The sequence below is a fragment of the Propioniciclava flava genome (assembly GCF_004126535.1).
GTDB lineage: Bacteria > Actinomycetota > Actinomycetes > Propionibacteriales > Propionibacteriaceae > Propioniciclava > Propioniciclava flava.
In genome coordinates, this window is sequence record NZ_PPCV01000006.1 from 114,297 (window position 1) to 134,480 (window position 20,184).

Here is a 20,184-nt window from a genome sequence, read left to right on the forward strand (position 1 = left end):
CGGTACCCCTGCGGCGTGTTGACCAATCAGGGCAGGTCTGTCCCCCACCGGGGGGACGCCTGGTAGGCGGGGGTGCGGTGTCAGCGTCCGCGGACGCGGCTGCCCTTGTCGCGTGCGACATCGCGCAGGTTGTGCTGGAATGCGGTCATCGCCGTCACCAGGGCCGGGTCGCCGATGCCGAGCATGCGGGCCGCGAGCAATCCCGCGTTGCGGGCATTCCCGATCGACACGGTCGCCACGGGGACACCGGCGGGCATCTGGACGATGGACAGCAACGAGTCCATGCCGTCGAGGTGCTTCAGCGCCACCGGGACGCCGATGACGGGCAGCGGGGTGAGCGCCGCCAGCATCCCGGGCAGGTGTGCGGCGCCACCGGCGCCCGCGATGATGACCTTCAGGCCGCGCTCGTGTGCCTGCCTGCCGTAGGCCACCATCTCTTCGGGCATGCGATGCGCGGAGACGACGTCGGCCTCGTAGGCGATGCCGAACTCGGTGAGGGCGACGGCGGCGGCCTCCATGGTCGGCCAGTCCGAATCGGAGCCCATCACGATGCCCACCAGGGGTGTCGGATCGGTCATGCGCGTTCTCCTTCCAGCACGGCGGCGGCGGCGCGGGCGCGTCGCCGGGCTCCCTCCACGTCGGCGTCCAGCACCGTGACGTGGCCGACCTTCCGGCCGGGCTTGACGCCCTTGCCGTAGAGGTGGACGCGAACGTCCGGGTCGGCGAGGACGCAGCTCAGCGAGCCGACGAGGTCGGGATTGGTGCCACCGAGCACGTTGGTCATGACGGCGGACGGGGCGCGCAGAGCTGTGGAACCCAGCGGCAGGTCAGCGACCGCGCGCACGTGGTTCTCGAACTGGCTGGTGACGGCGCCCTCGATGCTCCAGTGGCCGGTGTTGTGGGGTCGCATGGCGAGTTCGTTGACGACAACCTCCCCGGTGGGCCGCTCCATGAGTTCCACGGCCAGAATGCCCACGACGCCGAGTTCCTCAGCGATCCGCAGGCCCAGCGCCTCGATGCCGGCGGCCCGTTCCGGGCTCAGCCCGGGTGCGGGCGTCGTGGTCTCGTGGCAGATGCCGTCGCGTTGCACCGTCTCGGTGACCGGGTAGACGACGGCCTGCCCTCCGGGGCGGCGTGCGACCAGCACCGACAACTCGCGCGTGAACGGGACGAACTCCTCAGCGAGGATCACCACATCCGGGGCGGGGCCATCGGCGTCGGTGTGCCGTTCGGTCGGTCCGAGCGCATGGGTGAGGGCCGTGAACGGCTCCTCAACTCCGTCGGGGCCGGTCACCTTCCACACGCCCTTGCCGTCGTAGCCGCCGCGGGAGGTCTTGGCGATCACCGGCCAGCCGACGTCGGTGGCGAAGTCGGCCAACGCGTCCGGCGTGGACACGACTCGCCATGCCGGACACGGAATGCCCATGGCGCTGAGCCGGGCGCGCATGGCGGCCTTGTCTTGGGCGAACTCCAGCGCTGCGGGGCCGGGACGCACCGGCGTCCCGGCGGCCTCCAGGCGAGCCAGTAGCGCGGTGGGCACATGCTCGTGGTCGAACGTCACGGCGTCGACATGATCGGCGAACGCCAGCACGGTCGCCTCGTCGGCGTAGTCGCCGACGGTCGTGGCCGGGACGACTTGGGCCGCGGACGTCTGTGGCGCTTCGGCAAGGAGACGCACGCGTAGCCCCAGAGGCGTTGCGGCCTCATTCATCATGCGGGCCAACTGCCCGCCCCCGACGATGCCGATGGTCAGATCCGTCACGAGCGCCCACGATACTGGTCATCGAGGGTGCCCCCCGTGACAAGATGGCCACATGACCGCTCACATCGTTGCGATGGGCGGTGGCGGGTTCGCCACATCGCCCTTGGGGTCCCCCACGAACTTCGATCGCTACGTCGTCGACCTGACCGGAAAGCGAAGCCCGCTGGTGTGCTTCGTCCCGACCGCGTCGGCCGACGACCCTCAATACATCAACCGTTTCCTCGTCGCCTACGGCACCCTCGGCATTCGCCCGATGGTGCTCACCTTGTGGCAGGACGCCGCCAATGCGGTGGCCCGCATCGCTGAGGCGGACCTGATCCTGGTGGGCAATGGCGCCACCGTGAACGCCCTCGCATTGTGGAAGGCGCACGGCGTTGGCAAGGCGATCAAACAGCGCTACGCCCAAGGCGATGTCGTCTTGGCGGGCACGGCTGCTGGGGCCAACGTCTGGTTCGAGGGGTGTGTGACCGACTCGTTCGGCGACTTCCGCGCCTTCCGCGGCGGCCTGGGCCTGGTCCAGGGGAGCTTCTGTGCCCACTTTGACTCCGAGGACCACCGGGTCGGCGTCTTCACCGACGCTGTGTCCGCGGGCGACCTGCCTGGCGGTTGGGCTGCCGACGACGGCGCAGGCGTCCACTTCACCGACGGGGCCTACACCGAGAGCATCAGCGAGACGGCTGGCCGGCGGGTTTTCTCGATTCAGCCTTCCGACCTGCCCACGTCGTCGGGTGTGGTCGCTGAGCAACTGCGCGTTCGCGTGCTGTGAGCGCCTCGGCGTGCGGGGCTTGACGCCCCGCCGCCTGGGTCAGCGCGCGCGGAAGATCAGGCCGCGCTGGACGATGAAGTTCACGGTCGTGGCGATCCCCTGCGCGATCACAAAGCCGACCAACTGCGCACCCGTCACGCCGAGCCAGGCGGCCAACGGCGGGTAGATGACGGTGAAGGTGCCCACCTGCAGCGCGAAGGTGAGCAGGTAGAGCACGACGACGGCCCCCAGCGTCTTCTTGCTGCCCGCACTCTGGAACGTCCAGCGACTGTTGATCAGGTAAGCCGTCAGCGTCCCAAACACCCAGGAGATGGCCTTCGCCGGGCTGTAGCCCAGGCCCAGCAGGTTCATCCCGACCACCATCAGGCTGTAGTCGACGAGGGCGGACACTCCGCCCGCCAGGATGAAGCGCACCAACTGCGTGCGGAGCGTCAACGCCGTGCTCGCCTGCGCGTCCTGTCCGGGGGATGACGCCGGGGGATCGTTGCGTTCGGCGGGAGTCGTCACGCCCTCCATCGTCCCACAGGCCACTAGATTGACGACCATGCGTCTCCTCGCTCTCCTCCATGGCCTTGGCCAGACTCCGCAAAGCTGGCAAGACCAGGTGACCGAGCTTCCCCCCGGTTTCCGCGCGGTGGCCCCGTGGTTGCGCGGCATGCGTCCGGCACGCACCGAGGAGTTCAGCGTCGAGGGCGCTGCCGATGACGTCTTGGCCTTGCTCAACCAGTACGGCGTCGAGCAGATGTCCATCGTCGGGGTCAGCCTGGGCGCCATGGTCGCCCTGGACGCCGCGATCCGTGCCCCCGAGGCGGTCTCCCATCTGGTGCTGGCCTCCGGTCAGATCAACCCGCCCCGTTCGGTGATGCGGATGCAACGGTTGGCGTTCAGCCTGATTCCCGCTAAGCGGCTCGCAGCCATGGGCGTGGAGAAGCGTCGCTTCCTGCGCGCCCTGGACGCGGCTGCCCAGATCGACTACCGCGGACGCTTGGGCGCGGTCACCGCCGCCACGTTGGTGTTGGTCGGCGACCAGGACCGAGCCAACCGTCCAGCCGCCGAGGCTCTCGCGGCGGGCATCACGGGGGCCCGTTTGGAGGTCATCCCGGGCGCGGGACAGCAGGTCAACACCGACAACCCGGCGGCGTTCAACAAGGCCGTCTACGACTTCCTGGCCTCGGCCCCTCCCCGGCGCAGTTCAGCCAGCATGGGGGCGTAGATGCTGCACGTCACCGGCGACGAACGTCCGCAGCCCCGTGGCCGTTTCCACCAGCAGGGCGCCGTCCGGGTCGACGTCGACGGCACGCCCCAGCACGGGCGCACCCGAGGGCCGCAGGACCGATACCTCGCACCCCAGGGTGGAACAGAGGTCCCGATAGGAAGGACGCGGATCCACCCCGGACTCCCACGAGCCCAGGACGGCGTCCAACTCCCGCAAAATCGCCACGAGCACGCTGGACGCCTCCGCCGAGGCCCCCTCCAGCCGCAGTGAGGTCGCCGTCGGGACGGGGAGTTGCTCGGCGCTCAACGCCGTGTTCAGCCCAAAGCCCAAGACGGCGACCGGCGTCGGCAGATCGGGCACGGCCTCGCACAAGATGCCGCAGACCTTCAGCCCGCCGATGAGGACGTCGTTGGGCCACTTCAGCCGGGCGACCAACCCCGTCGAGGCGGCCACCCCCCGGGCCACCGCGATGCCGACCAGCAAGGGCAGCCACCCCCACGACGCGAGCGGGACGCGCGGGGCCACCAGCACCGAGGTCGCCACCGAGGCGCCCGGCGGGGTCTCCCACGAGCGCGCCAGGCGTCCGCGCCCAGAGCTTTGATGGGTGGCGATCAGCACCGACCCCGGCTCGGCGCCATCGCGGGCGGCCGACGCCAGGTCTGCGTTCGTCGAGCCGGTCGTGGGGACCACGCTGACGCTCCCCCACCGGGTCCCCGCCAGTGCCGCGCGTACCGCCCCTGCATCGGGAGCATCCTCGGTCATGGCGTTCACTCTAAGACGCCGTCGGCGCCGCCGGGTCCGCACGGCTTTCGTCAAAGCGCCGCCGACGCATTACATTCGCATCATGGAGATCGACATCCACACAACGAAGGGGAAGATCGCCGATCTCGGAGAGCGCATCGACGCCGCTGTCAACGCCGCCTCTCCTGCTGCCGTTGAAAAGCAGCATGCCAAGGGAAAGCTCACGGCCCGCGAGCGCATCGCCGCGCTGCTGGACGAGGGCACCTTCGCTGAGTTCGACGAGTTCGCCCGCCACCGTTCCGTGGCGTTCGGCATGCAAGCCAAACGCCCCTACACCGACGGCGTCATCACTGGCGTCGGCGCTATCCATGGTCGTCCCGTCTGCGTCTTTTCCCAGGACGTCGCCTTGTTCGGCGGCGCCTTGGGGCAGGTGTATGGCGAGAAGATCGTCAAAATCATCGATTTCGCCATCAAAACCGGCTGCCCGCTGATCGGCATCAACGAGGGGGGCGGCGCCCGCATCCAAGAGGGTGTGGTCAGCCTCGGCCTGTATGGGGAGATCTTCCGGCGCAACACGCTGGCGTCCGGAGTGATTCCGCAAATCTCGCTCATCATGGGTGCTGCGGCCGGGGGCCACGTGTACTCCCCCGCACTGACCGACTTCACCATCATGGTGGACCAGACCAGCCAGATGTTCATCACCGGACCTGCCGTCATCAAGACGGTCACCGGGGAGGACGTCACGCTGGAGGAGTTGGGCGGCGGACGGACCCACAACGAGAAGTCCGGCAACGCCCACTACCTGGCCGCTGACGACAACGACGCGATCGAGTACGTGCGCGACCTCATCAGCTACCTGCCGCAGAACAACCTCGAAGACGCCCCCGTCTACGACGAGGCCGAGGTTGACCTCACGATCACCGACCGGGATCGAGCCCTGGACACGCTCATCCCCGACTCACCCAATCAGCCCTACGACATCCGCACCGTCATCAAGACGGTGCTCGACGACGACGAGTTCTTGGAGGTTCAAGAGCTGTTCGCGGGCAACATCGTGGTGGGATTCGGACGCATCGAGGGCCGGGTCGTGGGGGTGGTGGCCAATCAGCCGATGGTCTTCGCTGGCTGCCTGGACATCGACGCCTCCGAGAAGGCCGCCCGTTTCGTGCGCACGTGCGACTGTTTCAACATCCCCGTGGTGACCTTCGTGGATGTTCCCGGCTTCCTGCCGGGTGTCGAGCAGGAGCACAACGGCATCATCCGCCGAGGGGCCAAGCTCATCTACGCCTACGCCGAGGCCACCGTGCCGCTGGTCACGATCATCACCCGCAAGGCCTACGGCGGCGCTTACGACGTCATGGGATCCAAGCATCTGGGTGCGGACGTGAACCTGGCGTGGCCGACCGCGCAGATCGCGGTGATGGGCGCCGAGGGTGCCGTAGAGATCCTGTATCGCAAGGAACTGGCTGAGGCCGCCGATCCGATCGCGCGCCGCAAGGAACTCGTCCAGGAGTACAACGACGAGTTGGCCAACCCGTACGTGGCCGCCGAGCGGGGCTACATCGATCAGGTGATCTACCCGCACGCCACGCGGGAGACGATCATCAGGGTGATGCGCCTGCTGCGGACCAAGCGGGAGTCGTTGCCGCCCAAGAAGCACGGGAACATCCCACTGTGAGCGAGTCGGTCGTCGAGACCCCGGTGGCCTTCGAGGTGGTCACCGGGGCGCCCAGCGACGAAGAACTCGCCGCCCTCACCGCTGTGCTGGCTGTGGTTCGTCGGGAGCGAGGACGCCCCCACACCCCGACCAACGCGGCGATCGCGGGCGGCTGGCGGTCGTACTGGCACCTCGTCCGACAGGATCTGCTTCAGGGCAACGGCGCCTGGCGCAGTACGGCGCGTCGCTGAGGTGGACGTCGTCTTGGCTTCGTCCTCTCCTGCCCGCCTGCGCGAATTGCGGGCGGCAGGGTTGGACCCGCGCGTGGTCGTATCCGGCGTCGATGAGGACGCCGTCAGTGCGCCCACTCCCCGCGCCCTCGCGCTGACGCTGGCGCGACTGAAGGGGGAGGCTTCCTTGGCCATGCTGGCCCCTGAGGAGGATGTCGTCTTGTTCGCCTGCGATTCCGTCCTCGATTTCGACGGCGTAGCGGTGGGCAAACCTGGAACCGATGCCGCGGTCCGCGAGCGGTGGCGCACCCTGCGCAATCGCGACGCGTTCTTGACGACGGGGCACTTCGTCGTGGTGCGTCGAGAAGGAGTGACGCGCACCGCCGCGGCGCAGGCCACGACGCGCGTCCGCTTCGCCAACGTGTCCGACGAGGAGATCGAGGCCTACATCGCCACGGGCGAGCCCCATCAGGTCGCGGGCGGGTTCACGATTGACGGGTACGGCGCGGCGTTCATTACGGGGCTGGGTGGCGACCCCCACAACGTGATCGGCATCAGCATTCCGCTGCTGCGCTCGCTGCTGGCCGACCTGGGCGTCGCGTGGACGTCCCTATGGACGACCACCAGCTAGGCTTGCCGGGCTATGACTGAGCTCGAGCCGTCAGCCCGGCCTTCCCGACTTCCCGCCGCCCTGCGCGCCATGCGGCCCCGGCAGTGGGTCAAGAACGTCTTGGTGCTGGCCGCTCCGGTCGCTGCCGGATCGTTGTTCCAGGTCCCGGTCCTCATCAGCACGGCCTGGGCCTTCCTGGCGTTTTGCCTCATCAGCGCGTCGATCTACCTGATTAATGACGTCCGCGACGTTGAGGCGGATCGTCAGCACCCCAAGAAGCGCCTGCGTCCGATTGCCGCGGGGGAACTGTCCCCGCGCACCGCACTCGTCCTGGCTGCGGTGTGCCTGGTGGCCGCCGTGGCCCTGGGCTGGTTCGTCGCGCCGCTGCTCGCTTTGACGGTCGCCGTGTACTGGGTCTTGCAGGTGGGTTACTCGTTGTTCTTGAAGAACGAACCCATCATCGACTTGGCGATGGTGGCTTCGGGCTTCCTGTTGCGCGCGGTGGCCGGTGGCGTTGCCTCGGGCATCGAGTTGTCGCAATGGTTCTTGCTCGTGGCGGCCTTCGGTTCGCTGTTCATGGTGGCGGGAAAGCGGTACTCCGAAATCTCCGAACTCGGCGCCGAGGCCGGGACGCGGGCGTCGCTTGCCCGCTACACGGCCACCTATCTGCGCTTTGTCTGGACGCTGGCCTGTACCGCCGTCATCCTCTGTTACAGCCTGTGGGCCTTCGAGCAGCACGGCGACCTGGAATGGCTGGGGCTGCCGTGGGCCGCCTTGTCGATCGCCCCGTTCACCTTGGCGTTGCTGCGCTACGCGTACGTGATCGATCGCGGGGACGCAGGCGAACCCGAAGACGTCGTCTTGACCGACCGGGTCTTGCAAGTCCTCGCGGTGCTGTGGGTCGTCCCCCTCGGCATCGGGGTCTTCAGCTAAGGCCAGCACCGCGACGGCCGCGGCGTGTATCCCCGGTAGCGAAATCGGGAGATTCGAACCCGGCAGCGGTTTGGTCCTAGACTCGCGAGCGGGCGCGGCCTCACAGGTCGCCTGGGACTTTTCAAGGAGGAAATGTGCCGATCGCCAAAGTGCTCGTCGCCAATCGCGGCGAAATCGCCGTCCGCGTCTTGCGCGCCGCGCGGGACGCAGGTTTGGCCAGCGTCGCCCTGTACGCCGATCCCGACGCTGATTCCCTGTTCGTGAAGCTCGCCGACGAGGCCTTCGCCCTCAACGGCCAAACCCCCGCCGAGACGTATCTCGACGTCGCCAAGATCTTGTCCATCGCCGAACGTTCCGGTGCGGACGCCATCCACCCCGGCTACGGCTTCCTGGCCGAGAACGCCGCCTTCGCGCAGGCTGTCATCGACGCCGGTCTGACGTGGATCGGGCCTCCCCCGGCAGCCATTGACGCCCTGGGCGACAAGGTGAAGGCCCGTCATATCGCTCAAAAGGTGGGTGCCCCCTTGGTGGAGGGCACCGCAGACCCGGTCAAGGACGCCGACGAGGTCGTCGCGTTCGCGCAACAGCACGGGCTCCCCATCGCCATCAAGGCCGCGTTCGGCGGCGGCGGGCGAGGCATGAAGGTCGCACGTCAGTTGGACGAGGTGGCCGAGTTGTTCGAGTCAGCCACCCGCGAGGCGGTGACCGCGTTCGGGCGCGGCGAGTGCTTCGTCGAGCAATACCTCGATCGTCCCCGCCACGTCGAAACGCAATGCCTGGCGGACGCTCACGGCAACGTCGTCGTCGTGTCGACGCGTGACTGCTCCTTGCAGCGCCGCCACCAAAAGCTCGTCGAGGAGGCTCCCGCGCCGTTCCTCAACTCCGCGCAGATGGACACGCTCTACACCGCCTCCAAGGCGATCTTGCGTGAGGCGGGCTACGTCGGGGCCGGCACCTGCGAGTTCCTGGTGGCCCAGGATGGCCGCATCTCGTTCCTCGAGGTGAACACCCGCCTCCAGGTCGAGCATCCAGTCTCCGAAGAGGTCACCGGGCTGGATCTGGTGCGCGAAATGTTCCGGATCGCCAACGGTGAGGAACTCGGCTACGACGATCCGCAGGTTTCGGGGCACAGCTTCGAGTTCCGCATCAACGCCGAGGACGCGGGGCGCAACTTCATGCCCGCTCCCGGCACGCTGACCTCCTGGCAGCCCCCTGCCGGTCCGGGCGTCCGGGTCGATGAGGGGTACCGCACCGGCATGGTCGTCCCGGGCTCCTTCGATTCCCTGGTGGCCAAGATCATCGTTTCCGGATCCTCGCGCGAGCAGGCGCTGGAACGCTCCCGCCGCGCGCTGTCGGAGACCGTCCTGGCGGGCATGCCCACCGTCATCCCGTTCCACAGCGCTGTCCTCAACGAGCCCGCCTTCACCGCGTCGGAGGGCACCTTCGGCGTCCACACCCGCTGGATCGAGACGGAGTTCACCAACACGATCGCCCCTTACACGGGCGTGTTGGGCGAGGCGGAGGAGGCCGAACGCGCCACCGTCGTCGTCGAGGTGAACGGACGCCGGGTCGAGGTTCGGCTCCCCGCGACGCTCGGCACTGCGCCGGTTGCGTCCGCTAAGACGGCCAAGCGTCCGACGCGGCGTGACCGTGGTGGGGCCAAGGCGGCCGCGCCGTCCTCGAACGCGCTCACGTCGCCGATGCAGGGCACCATCGTCAAGATCGCGGTCGCGGAAGGCGACGAGGTCTCCGAAGGCGATCTGATCGTCGTGTTGGAGGCGATGAAGATGGAGCAGCCCATCAACGCCCACCGGGCCGGGGTCGTGCAGGGCCTCACGGCGGTCGCAGGGGAGACGGTCTCCTCGGGAGCCACGCTCTGCGAGATCGTCGATCCCGCCTGAACCGAGCCGGTTTCTGTCCCGGGTCTCGCCCGGGACAGACACCCTCGCCCTCGGGCACCCGTCCTGCCGCGCCGAGGTTCCCCGGGCGCGGGGCGGCATGACGGCCGCGTTCCCCGCCAGTAACCTCTCTTCGGTGATGACGGGAACCGGCCACCGCGAGCCGCGACAGCTTCCGTGGACCGGCATGGCGGGCGGCCTCCTGATCCTCGTCGCGGTCATCTTGCTGTCCAGCGGCCTCCTGCCCGTCGCGTCGGCTGTCGACGTGGCCGAGCGCACGTGGTCGATTCTGCTGTTCGTGGTGGCCGCCACCGTGGTGGCCGAACTCGCCGCTGCGGCGGGAGTGTTCGACGCCGTGGCTGACCGTCTGGGCAAGGCCGCGGCAGGACGCGTCGTCGTGTTGTGGCTCCTGGTGGTCGCCTTGGCCGTTGTCGCCACCGTGTTCTTGTCGCTGGACACCACCGCCGTGCTGCTGACCCCTGTCGTGGTGCTGATGGCCCGCGGTCGCGGCTTGAATGCGCTGCCGTTCGCGCTGACCACCATCTGGTTGGCCAACACCGGATCGCTGCTGTTTCCCATGTCGAACCTGACCAACCTCCTCGCCGCCCACACTCTGGGGCTGGATGCATGGGAGTTCGCCGCCTTGATGGCGCCTGCGGCGATCGTGGGCGTCCTCGTGCCCGTCGCCGTCATCGGCGTCTGGCAGCGCCGCGCCGTCAGCGGGCCCCTCGCCCCGGCGGAGTCGCAACCGCTGGAGGACCGCACGCTCACACTCGGCGCGGGGATCATCGTGGCCGCCCTGCTGCCCGCGCTGGTGAGTGGCCTGCCGGTGTGGCTGCCTGCGTGCGTGGCGGCGCTCCTGCTGGGCGTCCTCGTCGCCGTGCGCAAGCCCGCGGCCCTGAGCTGGTCCTTGTTCCCCTGGCAGATCGTAGTGCTCGCCGTAGGCCTGTTCCTGGTCGTGGAGACGGCTCATGCTCACGGCTTGAGCGATGGGGCCGCACCCTTCGTGGGGCAGAGGACGTCCTTCCTTGCTCTGCTGCGCTTGGCCGCGTCGGGAGCGTTGCTGGCCAACGGGATCGATAACCTTCCCGCCTACCTCGCCCTGGAGCCCCTCGCGTTGGATCCGCTTCGGATGGCAGCCCTGCTGGTCGGTGTGAACGCGGGGGCGCTCGTGACGCCGTGGGCCAGTCTGGCGATCTTGTTGTGGCACGAACGGCTCACCGGCTTGGGCGTCCGGCTGCGCTGGCCGATCTACATGGCTGCGAGCCTCGTCGTCGCCGTCGTCACGGTCACGCTCGCCGTCGCGGCGCTCAGCCTCGCACACCCCTGAGCCGGGCGCGCACGTCACAGCGCCTCCACAGTGACCAGGGCCACCGGCCTTGGATTCCGCTGGCAAACTTGAGCCCATGGAACTGGTGCTTCTCCTCCTTGTGGTCGCCGTCGTGATCTTCGGCGCCCTCCGTTTGGGTGCCCGCAACCGCGCAGTCGAACGCGAGCAGACGCAGCAGTTGGCCACACAGTTGGCCACGTCGAAGATGGCTGCCGAGGAGGACGTCACCAAGTTCGGTGAAGAACTGCAACACCTCGACTCCGATGTCGCCGGGCATGCACTCGACGACGCGATGCGCCAAGACTACGAGCGTGCGCTGGACGCCTACGAAAACGCGAAGAGTTCCCTGGACGCCGTGACCCAGCCCGACGAGATCCGGCATGTGACCGAGATCTTGGAGGATGGCCGCTACGGGATCGCCTGCGTGAAGGCTCGGGTCGCCGGGGAGCCGTTGCCGACCAAGCGCCCGCCATGCTTCTTCAACCCCGCGCATGGCCCCAGCACCCAAAACGTCGACTGGGCCCCCGTGGGGGGTTCGGTACGCAGCGTCCCGGCGTGCGCAGCCGACGCCGAGCGTGTCCTGGCTGGCGCCGAGCCGTTCATCCGCACAGTGCAGGTGGGTGCCCAGCGCGTCCCCTACTGGCAAGGCGGCGAAGCCTACGCACCCTGGGCGCAGGGCTACTACAGCAACTGGCGTGGGAGTTCCCTCATCTCCGACATCGCGGTCGGCGCCCTCGTGTTCCAGGGCATCTCGAGCCTGCCGTACCTGATGGGCGGCCTCGGGGAGGGCCTGTCGGGTCTCGGCGAGGGTCTGGGCCAGGGCCTCGAAGGGTTGGGCGAGGGTATCGGCGACATGTTCGATGGCTTTGGGGACCTGTTCGACTGACGCTCTCACCGCTTCGTCGCGCGCCGGGCTGCACTCGTTCACGGCGCCCGGTAGCCTGGACGATGCGCCGCGCGACCGCCGGCCAGCCGCGACCGGAGGACCCTTGTGACCGACGACCATCCCTACCGTCAGCAGAAGGAGATCACGTTCGTCGTCCCCTGCTACAACTCGGCCGAGTACATGGATCACTGCATTGATTCGATCCTGCATGGGCGGGGCGACATCGAGATCATCATCGTCAACGACGGCTCGACCAAGGACGACACCGCCGCGAAGGCCGACGAGTGGGCCGAGCGCCACCCCGACGTGATCAAGGTGATCCACCAGGAGAACAAGGGCCACGGCGGCGCCGTCATGGCCGGCTTGAGGGCCGCCACCGGCGTCTATTTCAAGGTCGTCGACTCCGACGACTGGCTCGACCCGGTCGCCTTGAACCTGATGCTGTCCAAGCTGCGCCACTTCATTCACTCGGGCAGCCCCGTCGATCTGGTGATCGCCAATTACGTCTACGAGCACACCAACTCGGGCACCCAGAAGGTCATCCGCTACCGGCGCATGATGCCGCAGAATCGGGTTTTCACCTGGAACGAGATGGGCATTCCCTCGCCGGGGCAAAACATCTTGATGCACTCGGCGATCTTCCGCACGCAGGTGCTGCGCGATTCGGGTGTGGAACTGCCCGAGCACACCTTCTACGTGGACAACATCTTCGTCTACGTTCCGCTGCCCAGCGTCTCCACGCTCTACTACCTCCCGGTGAACCTGTACCGGTACTTCATCGGCCGCGAGGATCAGTCGGTCAATGAGAGCGTGCAGGTCGGTCGCCTCGACCAGCAGATGCGCGTCACCGACATCATGATCGAGGCGCACAAGCTCCCCGAAGGCGCCGGGAACCGGCACCTGGCCGGATACATGGAGCAGTACCTCGGTCTGATCATGGCGGCGTCCTCCATGTTCGCGCTGCTGGAGGGCACGGAGAAGGGCCTGCGGATGCGCCGCGAGATGTGGGAGCACGTCGACCGCGTCGATCCGCTCCTGAAGGGGCGTCTGGGGCTGCGCCAGCCCCTCGTCCTGGCGGCCAACCTGCCCGGCCCGCTGGGCCGCAAGATCTCCCTCTCGCTGTACCGGCTGGCTCAGCGCATTTACAAGTTCAGCTAAACGGGGCTCCCCCCCCCACGCAAACGCCCGGACGGAGAGATTCCGTCCGGGCGTTGTGCTGTGCTGAGGGGCGAGGTGCGCCGCCTCGAAAGGGCTAGCTGACTGATTCGGTCTGGGTCGCCTCGTGGTAGGTGGGGTGGAACCGGGTCAGTGACACCACTCCCAGGATCGCCACGATGCCCAAGGCGATCATCGCGATCGCAGGGCCCACCGTGATCCGGGACGCCTCGCCCAGGACGACGAAACCGAACGCCACCGCGACGACGGGGCTGGTGACCGTCATGGAGCCCACCACAAGTTCGGCCGGGCCGGTCGCATAGCCCTGCTGGATCATCCACCCTGCCGCGACGGCTCCGAGGATGAGGGCCACCACGATGCCGATGATCGCCGGGGAATAGGGCCACACGTGGGAGCGGAAGTACTCGATCAGCGACTTGACCAAGGACGCTTCCAGCCCGTAGAAGAGCGCCCCTCCCGAGGACCAGAACAGGCTTCGCCAGGCGTTGGGGCCCTTCGAGCCGAGGAGCCCAAACAGGATGGCGATGGCATAGACGACCAAAGCGCCCCAGATCACCCGCTTGAGCACCAGTTCGGACTGGTCGCTGGCGTGCAGGCCGGTGATGACCGTGAAGGCCAGCGTCGCAACCACGGTGACTGCCACCGACGCCTGGACGCGCTTGGGGATCCCCGTGCGGGCCACGCGTGCGGCCAGCAGGATCGACCACGGGAAGGCCAGCAGCCCGACCGGTTGAACGACCGACACCGGCGCCATCAACAAGGCGGTGCATTGCAGCAAGAACGAGGTGCCGAGGAGGCCAAGGCCAAGCAGCCAACGGGGGCTGCGCACCGTCTCCATGAGAGCAGAGAAGCGCATGCGCTGCTTGCCACGATTCCCATCCAAATGGGAATCGACCGCGTTGTGCTGGAAGTGCGCGGACAGGGCGAAGCAGAACGAGCCAACGACAACGAGCGCGATGGCTACAGGGATGTTCTGGGTCACGGGAACCTACCGTAGCCAATCAGGGGCCTTCACCGGTGGACCGGCTCCCCCGAATCATCCCCCAGTCGCACGTGCCCGGCGTACTATCCCCCCGATGTGGCACGGCAAACCGGCTCGTGCGAGCACGCCGATGGCGTCGATGACGCACCGCTCCTCGGCCCCGGGGCGTCGCCGGGACAACGCCCCGGCTAATAGACCAGCGCTTCGTCGCCCGCAGTGCCGTGCAACCGGCGTGCGGCCTCCCCTACCGATCCGGACAGCGACGGGTAGACGGTGAAGACCTGCGCGAGTTGGTCCACCGTGATCTTGGCCCGCACCGCCAACGACAAGGTGTGAATGAGTTCGCTGGCATGCGGGGCCACGATCACCCCGCCGATCACGATGCCGGTGGTGGGCAGGCAGAAGACCTTGATGAACCCGTCCTTGAGGCCCTGCATCTTGGCGCGAGCATTCGACCCCAACTGCAGCATCACCTCGCGGGCGCGCACGACCCCGGCTTCCACTTCGCCCTGGGTGACGCCCACGGTCGCGATCTCGGGGGCGGTGAAGACATTGGCAGCCACGACCTTCAGATCCAGCGGCTCCACGGCGTCCCCGAGCGCGTGCCACATGGCGATCCGGCCCTGCATGGCGGCGACCGAGGCCAAGTTGAACACGCCCGTGCAGTCGCCCGCCGCGTAGACGTCGCGTGCGGTCGTCCGCGACACCCGGTCCACCACGATCTGGCCCCCTGGACGGGTGTGGATCCCAGCCTCTTCCAGCCCCAGCCCGTCCGTGTTCGGCACCGCGCCCACCGCCATCAAGACGTGGCTGCCCTCGACGGTGCGGCCATCCTCCAGCGTCACCACGACGCCATCCCCGACGACGGCGGCAGCGACGGCGCGCGCCCGGGACATGATGGTCATGCCGGACTCCTCGAACACCGACTGCAAAACGCGGCCGGCGTCCTCGTCTTCGCTGGGCAGCACCTGATTGCGTGAGGACACCAGCACCACATCCACCCCGAGCGCGTTGTAGGCGCTGGCGAACTCGGCCCCTGTCACGCCGGAACCGACCACGATGAGACGCCTGGGGAGTTCGGTGAGGGTGTACATCTGTGTCCAGTTCAAGATCCGCTGGCCGTCACAGGGCGCATCGGGCAACTCGCGAGGCCGCGCCCCCGTCGCGATGAGGATGATGTCGGCGGGCAACAGCTCCGAGGTGCCATCGGCGTGGGTAGCGAGCACCGATTCGGGACCGTCCAGCCTGCCGGTGCCCTGGATGATGCGGACCCCTTCGGCCAACAGCCGGGCGCGAATGTCCACCGACTGCTGCGCCGCGAGTTCCACGATCCGCGCGTTGACGCGGCCAAGATCGACCGTGATGGTGTCGGCCACCGTCCGGCCCGGGGGTTCTTGCTGATCGGGGCACAGGCCCAGATCGTCGGCGCGCGCGATCTGCGACATGACCTCCGCGGTCGCGATCAAGGTCTTCGACGGGACGACGTCGGTCAGCACCGCTGCACCGCCCATGCCCCGGCGCTCGATGAGGGTCACTTTTCCCCCCAGTTGCTGCCCCACCAGTGCGGCCTCATAGCCGCCGGGACCACCCCCGATGATCACCACGTGCGTCATGGCCCGGATTCTCCCACGCCGGACGCCACCGGGGCGAAGCGAACCGGGCTACCTCGCCACTATGCTGCGAGGATGACCGAACAGCCCGATCCCTACGCGCTCGCTACGGACGCCGCTTCCGCCTTGACGAAGCGTTTGGGAGTCCCCGCCGTCGACGCCGCGATCGTGCTCGGGTCAGGGTGGGCTACGGCCGCTGCCGACCTGGGCGAGACGCTCGCCGAGATTCCCCTCACTGACCTCCCCGGTTTCGCTGCCCCCGTCGTCGCGGGGCACGGCGGGACGGTGCGCGCCCTCCGCACCCCCGCCGACCGGATTGTCCTGTGCTTCACCGGCCGCACGCACCTGTACGAGGGGCGCGGGGCGCACGCCGTGGTTCATGGGGTCCGCACGGCGGCCGCCGCGGGCGCTCGGCGGCTGGTCGTCACGAATGGCTGCGGTGGGTTGAACCCGGCCTGGGGGCCCGGAACCCCAGTGCTGATCCGCGACCACATCAACCTCACCGGCGCCACCCCCTTGGTCGGCCCGCGTTTCGTCGATCTCACCCAGGCCTACTCTCCGCAACTGCGCGACCTGGCCCGCAGCGTCGATCCGGGGCTCGACGAGGGCGTCTACGTCCAGTTCCACGGGCCTGCCTACGAGACGCCCGCCGAGGTGCGGATGGCGGGCATTCTGGGCGGATCTCTCGTGGGCATGTCCACCGCCCTGGAGACCATCGCCGCGCGCGAGGCTGGCATGGACGTGCTCGGCATCTCGCTGGTCACCAACGCCGCGGCCGGGCTGGGCGGGGAGACGCTGAACCATGCTGAGGTGATCGAGGCGGGCGCACGGGCCGTTCCCCGGTTGCGGACGCTGCTGTCGGGACTCCTGGAGGTGCTGTGATGTTGAGCGAAGAACGCCTCGCGACCCTGCGGGCTTGGCAGGCGCAGGATCCGGACCCCGCCACGGTGGCTGCCCTGGATCACCTCATCGAGCGGGCCGAGCACGGCGACGCGGAGGCCGTCACCGAAATCGTGGACGCCTTCGCCGGACGCCTTGCCTTCGGGACGGCGGGCCTGCGCGCCGCACTGGGTGCCGGCCCCAACCGCATGAACCGTGTGGTGGTCTCCCAGGCCGCCGCTGGCCTGGCCCGCTGGCTGGTGGCCAACGGGCACCGTGGGGAGCGCGTCATCGTCGGATACGACGCCCGCTACAACTCCGACGTGTTCGCCCGCGACACCGCCGAGATCCTCGCCGGGCACGGCCTGGTGCCGCTGCTGACCGACCGGCACGTTCCCACGCCGCTGGTCGCCTTCGCGCTGGGGGAACTGGGCTGCGCGGCGGGCGTCATGGTGACGGCGTCCCACAATCCACCCCAAGACAACGGCTACAAGGTTTATGTGGGGCGCTCGCAGATCGTCTCCCCCACCGACGCGGAGATCGCCGCCCACATCGACGCGGTCGCCGACGCCCCCGTGGCCGACATTCCTCGCTCGGAGGACTACTCGCTCGTGGGCGAGGAACTCGTGAACGCCTACGTGGCCCGGGACGCCTCTCTGGTGCCCGCTGAGGCCCCGCGAGAGCTCGTCTGGGCCTACACCCCACTCCACGGCGTCGGGGCCGACATCGTGGCCCGCGTCCTGACCGCCACCGGGTTCCCCCCGCCCGCGCTGGTGGATTCCCAGGCTGTTCCCGACCCGGCCTTCCCGACCGTGGCTTTCCCCAACCCCGAAGAGCCGGGTGCGATGGATCTGGCGCTCGCGCTCGCCGACGAGGTGGGCGCGGACGTCGCGATCGCTAACGATCCCGATGCCGACCGGTGCGCGCTGGCTGCGCCCTTCGCCGGGGTCTGGCGGATGCTCAGCGGCGACGAGTTGGGGTGGCTGCTGGCCGACGACGCCCTCGCGCGTGGCGCACAAGGCACCTACGCCTGCTCGGTGGTGTCTTCCACGATGCTCTCGGCCATGGCCGCCGCAGGCGGGCAGCCGTTCGCGACGACGCTGACCGGGTTCAAGTGGATCGGTCGCGTTCCCGGGCTGGCGTTCGGCTACGAGGAAGCCATCGGGTATTGCACCGATCCGGCCGCCGTCGCCGACAAGGACGGCATCTCCACGCTGACCCGGCTACTCACCTTGGTGGCCCGGCTCAAGGCGAACGGGGAGAGCGTCGCGGACCGGCTCGATGCGCTTGCGCGGCGCTTCGGCGTCCATCTCACTGCGCCCCTGTCGTTCCGGGTGGCCGACCTGTCTTTGATCAGCGACGCCATGGCGCGGCTTCGCCAGCACCTACCGGCAGCCCTCGCTGGTGTCGCGGTGGAAGCATCCGACCTCAACGATGGCTGGAACGGCCTCCCGCCCACCGACGGCGTCCTGTTCGAGGGTGCCGGGGTGCGCGCCGTCGCCCGTCCCTCGGGCACCGAGCCGAAGCTGAAGGTCTACCTACAAGTGAGCCTCCCGCCCGAGCAGTCATCCGACCTTGTCCTAGCGCGGGCCACGGCTGCGGCGACCATGACCCAGCTCAAAGCCGACATGACGGCTGCCCTGGGCTTGTGACCCACCTCGTCCTGCTCGCGGGCCCCTCGGGAGGCGGCAAGTCCCGCCTGGCCCGGCTCGCGGGAGCCCTGCCCGTTCGGTTGGACGACTTCTACCGCGACGCCGACGCGCCCGGGCTCCCGTGCGCGCACGGGATCATCGATTGGGACGACCCCGCGACCTGGGACGGCGACGGCGCCCTGGAGGCCTTGCGGGCGCTGCTGCAAGAGGGGGTGGCGGTCGTCCCCACCTATTCGATTGCCCAGTCTCGCCGGGTCGGGGAGCACACTTTGGAAGTGGGCGAGCATCGGCTCATCGTGGCCGAGGGCATCTTCGCCCTTGACCTGCTTCCGCTGCTGCGTGAGGCAGGGTTGCCGGTCAGTGCGGTGTATCTGGATCGCAACCGCTGGCTGGTGGCAGGGCTGCGCCTGCGCCGCGACCTAGCTCAACACCGCAAGTCACCGGGGGTGTTGGTGCGACGGGGCTGGTCGTTGCTGTGCGCCCAGCCGCGCCAGCGTCAGCGCGCCCTCGCCGCGGGGTTCCGCCCGTTGAGCATGCGGGCCGCGCTGGACGAACTAGCAGACTGACGCGATCGCCGGGGCCCGCGCACGCGTGACCCCGACGACCGGCGACTCACTCGTGCGGTTCCGCAGCCCGCTGGGGCGCCACGAAGCCGGGTTGGTCCTCCACCGACCCCGTGTCGCCGATGAGGTCCTCCGCCGAGCCCGTGCCGGCGATGAGTTCCTCGACCGGGCTGGTCGGCGCGCCGGGGTTCAAGGCCTGCGGGGGCGTCGAGACGCCGCCATGCTCGATGCGCTTGGCCTCCTCGATTGCCTGCTGCACCTGCGCCTGCGACTGCGCTTCCTCGGCCCGCTTCGCGTCCGCGATCTCGGCGAACACGTCCACCCGCTCAGGGGCGGTGTAGCGGCTCGGATCGGCCTTAGTAAACGACTTCACCGCGTCGCCCACCGGACCACCCAGGCCCTTGAGGGCGTCGTTGAGTTCGCTGGGGATGATCCAGACCTTGTTGGCGTCGCCCTTGGCCAGCTCCGGCAGCATCTGCAGGTACTGGTAGGACAGCAACGCCTGATCCGGCTCGGCGGCGTGAATGGCGTTGAAGACGGTCGTGATGGCTTGGGCTTCGCCCTCGGCCCGCAGCATCGCCGCCTGCCGATCCGCCTGCGCACGGAGCACGGCGGACTCCCGCTCGCCTTGGGCGCGCAGGATGCTGGACTCGCGATCGCCGGACGCCGACAGGATCTGTGACTGCCGCTGCCCCTCGGCCAGCAGCACCTGCGCACGCTTCTCGCGTTCGGCGCGAGCGCCCTTCTCCATCGCATCGCGGATCGTCGCGGGCGGCTCGATGGAGCGCAACTCCACCCGGTTGACCTTGATGCCCCACTTGCCGGTGGCCTCATCCAAGACGGTGCGCAGCTTCTGGTTGATGTCCTCGCGGCTGGTGAGGGTCTCCTCCAGGTCCATGCCGCCGATGATGTTGCGCAGCGTGGTTTGGGTGAGCTGTTCGATGGCCTGGATGTAGTTCTGCGCCTCGTAGGCGGCACGAACCGGATCGACGATCTGGTAGTAGATGACCGAGTCGATGCCCACCATCAGGTTGTCTTCGGTGATGACGCCTTGTGGGGGGAACGGGACGACGGCTTCGCGCATGTCCATCGTGTAGGCCACCCGATCCAGGAACGGGAGAATCAGGTGCAGGCCTGGCTCGATCGTGCGGTGGAACTTGCCCAGCCGTTGGACGATGCCCAACTGCTGCTGCTGGATCACGCGTACTGACAGCCCAAGCGCCACGCCCACCACGGCGAGCACGACCACGGCAAGGATCACAAACTCCATCCCGACTCCTTCTCATAGGGGTG

Annotated in this window: 20 protein-coding genes; 13 read left to right on the top strand and 7 right to left on the bottom strand. The window is 68.5% G+C overall.

Features of this window, described 5'->3' with window-relative positions; all coding sequences use genetic code 11:
- Positions 1 to 80 precede the first annotated feature (80 nt).
- Together purE and C1706_RS09790 are read right to left on the bottom strand one after the other, a co-directional pair.
- Positions 81 to 578, bottom strand: coding sequence for a 5-(carboxyamino)imidazole ribonucleotide mutase (gene purE, locus C1706_RS09785; RefSeq protein WP_129459051.1), 498 nt, complete (start codon positions 576 to 578; stop codon positions 81 to 83).
- Positions 575 to 1,762, bottom strand: coding sequence for a 5-(carboxyamino)imidazole ribonucleotide synthase (locus C1706_RS09790; RefSeq protein ID WP_284690563.1), 1,188 nt, complete (start codon positions 1,760 to 1,762; stop codon positions 575 to 577). The genes purE and C1706_RS09790 overlap by 4 nt, the downstream gene beginning before the upstream one ends.
- A gap of 52 nt (positions 1,763 to 1,814) precedes the next feature.
- Here C1706_RS09790 and C1706_RS09795 point away from each other — a divergent pair, with 52 nt between their 5' ends.
- Positions 1,815 to 2,528: a Type 1 glutamine amidotransferase-like domain-containing protein gene (locus C1706_RS09795; protein ID WP_129459052.1), complete on the top strand. Its 714-nt coding sequence runs from the start codon at positions 1,815 to 1,817 to the stop codon at positions 2,526 to 2,528.
- Between the two features lie 39 nt (positions 2,529 to 2,567).
- On the opposite strand, the gene C1706_RS09800 is transcribed toward C1706_RS09795, so the two are convergent.
- The gene (locus tag C1706_RS09800) at positions 2,568 to 3,074 is read right to left on the bottom strand and encodes a GtrA family protein (protein ID WP_241653522.1); all 507 of its coding nucleotides are present in this window, start codon (positions 3,072 to 3,074) and stop codon (positions 2,568 to 2,570) included.
- Between C1706_RS09800 and C1706_RS09805 the strand changes: the two genes are divergently transcribed.
- Positions 3,073 to 3,741, top strand: coding sequence for an alpha/beta fold hydrolase (locus tag C1706_RS09805; protein WP_164987509.1), 669 nt, complete (start codon positions 3,073 to 3,075; stop codon positions 3,739 to 3,741). The genes C1706_RS09800 and C1706_RS09805 overlap by 2 nt on opposite strands.
- On the opposite strand, the gene C1706_RS09810 is transcribed toward C1706_RS09805, so the two are convergent.
- The gene (locus C1706_RS09810; RefSeq protein WP_129459055.1) at positions 3,721 to 4,506 is read right to left on the bottom strand and encodes a biotin--[acetyl-CoA-carboxylase] ligase; all 786 of its coding nucleotides are present in this window, start codon (positions 4,504 to 4,506) and stop codon (positions 3,721 to 3,723) included. The genes C1706_RS09805 and C1706_RS09810 overlap by 21 nt on opposite strands.
- 82 nt (positions 4,507 to 4,588) lie before the next feature.
- Here C1706_RS09810 and C1706_RS09815 point away from each other — a divergent pair, with 82 nt between their 5' ends.
- The 8 genes from C1706_RS09815 (at position 4,589) to C1706_RS09850 (ending at position 13,187) form a co-directional block, all read left to right on the top strand.
- Positions 4,589 to 6,163, top strand: a complete 1,575-nt coding sequence (locus tag C1706_RS09815; RefSeq protein WP_129459056.1) for an acyl-CoA carboxylase subunit beta — start codon at positions 4,589 to 4,591, stop codon at positions 6,161 to 6,163.
- Entirely contained in the window at positions 6,160 to 6,393 is a 234-nt protein-coding gene (locus C1706_RS09820; RefSeq protein ID WP_129459057.1) for an acyl-CoA carboxylase subunit epsilon, read from the top strand. Before C1706_RS09815 ends, C1706_RS09820 begins: the two co-directional genes overlap by 4 nt.
- 13 nt (positions 6,394 to 6,406) lie before the next feature.
- A complete protein-coding gene (locus tag C1706_RS09825) occupies positions 6,407 to 7,003 on the top strand; it encodes a Maf family protein (protein WP_241653523.1) in 597 nt (198 codons plus the stop codon).
- Positions 7,004 to 7,015: 12 nt separating this feature from the next.
- Entirely contained in the window at positions 7,016 to 7,915 is a 900-nt protein-coding gene (locus tag C1706_RS09830) for a decaprenyl-phosphate phosphoribosyltransferase (protein ID WP_129459059.1), read from the top strand.
- Positions 7,916 to 8,049: 134 nt separating this feature from the next.
- Positions 8,050 to 9,816 (top strand): acetyl/propionyl/methylcrotonyl-CoA carboxylase subunit alpha, encoded by a 1,767-nt coding sequence (locus C1706_RS09835; RefSeq protein WP_206661079.1) that lies wholly within the window; start codon positions 8,050 to 8,052, stop codon positions 9,814 to 9,816.
- 136 nt (positions 9,817 to 9,952) lie between these two features.
- Positions 9,953 to 11,143 carry an ArsB/NhaD family transporter gene (locus tag C1706_RS09840; protein WP_241653529.1) on the top strand — a complete coding sequence of 397 codons (1,191 nt, stop codon included), beginning with the start codon at positions 9,953 to 9,955 and terminating at the stop codon, positions 11,141 to 11,143.
- A gap of 76 nt (positions 11,144 to 11,219) precedes the next feature.
- The gene (locus C1706_RS09845) at positions 11,220 to 12,029 is read left to right on the top strand and encodes a hypothetical protein (RefSeq protein ID WP_129459060.1); all 810 of its coding nucleotides are present in this window, start codon (positions 11,220 to 11,222) and stop codon (positions 12,027 to 12,029) included.
- A gap of 105 nt (positions 12,030 to 12,134) precedes the next feature.
- Entirely contained in the window at positions 12,135 to 13,187 is a 1,053-nt protein-coding gene (locus tag C1706_RS09850; RefSeq protein WP_206661081.1) for a glycosyltransferase family 2 protein, read from the top strand.
- Positions 13,188 to 13,281: 94 nt separating this feature from the next.
- On the opposite strand, the gene C1706_RS09855 is transcribed toward C1706_RS09850, so the two are convergent.
- Together C1706_RS09855 and C1706_RS09860 are read right to left on the bottom strand one after the other, a co-directional pair.
- On the bottom strand, positions 13,282 to 14,187 hold the full coding sequence (locus tag C1706_RS09855) for an EamA/RhaT family transporter (RefSeq protein WP_129459061.1): 906 nt from the start codon (positions 14,185 to 14,187) through the stop codon (positions 13,282 to 13,284).
- Positions 14,188 to 14,375: 188 nt separating this feature from the next.
- Complete coding sequence (locus C1706_RS09860) at positions 14,376 to 15,800, bottom strand: NAD(P)H-quinone dehydrogenase (protein WP_129459062.1); 1,425 nt, start codon at positions 15,798 to 15,800, stop codon at positions 14,376 to 14,378.
- A 72-nt stretch (positions 15,801 to 15,872) separates the two neighbouring features.
- On the opposite strand from C1706_RS09860, the gene C1706_RS09865 reads away from it, so the two are divergent.
- The 3 genes from C1706_RS09865 to C1706_RS09875 are packed head-to-tail and all read left to right on the top strand — an operon-like array spanning position 15,873 to position 18,894.
- Positions 15,873 to 16,679 (top strand): purine-nucleoside phosphorylase, encoded by an 807-nt coding sequence (locus C1706_RS09865; RefSeq protein WP_129459063.1) that lies wholly within the window; start codon positions 15,873 to 15,875, stop codon positions 16,677 to 16,679.
- A complete protein-coding gene (locus C1706_RS09870) occupies positions 16,679 to 18,328 on the top strand; it encodes a phospho-sugar mutase (RefSeq protein WP_129459064.1) in 1,650 nt (549 codons plus the stop codon). Before C1706_RS09865 ends, C1706_RS09870 begins: the two co-directional genes overlap by 1 nt.
- Positions 18,325 to 18,894, top strand: coding sequence for a uridine kinase family protein (locus C1706_RS09875; RefSeq protein WP_129459065.1), 570 nt, complete (start codon positions 18,325 to 18,327; stop codon positions 18,892 to 18,894). Before C1706_RS09870 ends, C1706_RS09875 begins: the two co-directional genes overlap by 4 nt.
- A 46-nt stretch (positions 18,895 to 18,940) precedes the next feature.
- On the opposite strand, the gene C1706_RS09880 is transcribed toward C1706_RS09875, so the two are convergent.
- A complete protein-coding gene (locus tag C1706_RS09880) occupies positions 18,941 to 20,161 on the bottom strand; it encodes an SPFH domain-containing protein (protein ID WP_129459066.1) in 1,221 nt (406 codons plus the stop codon).
- Positions 20,162 to 20,184: the final 23 nt, after the last annotated feature.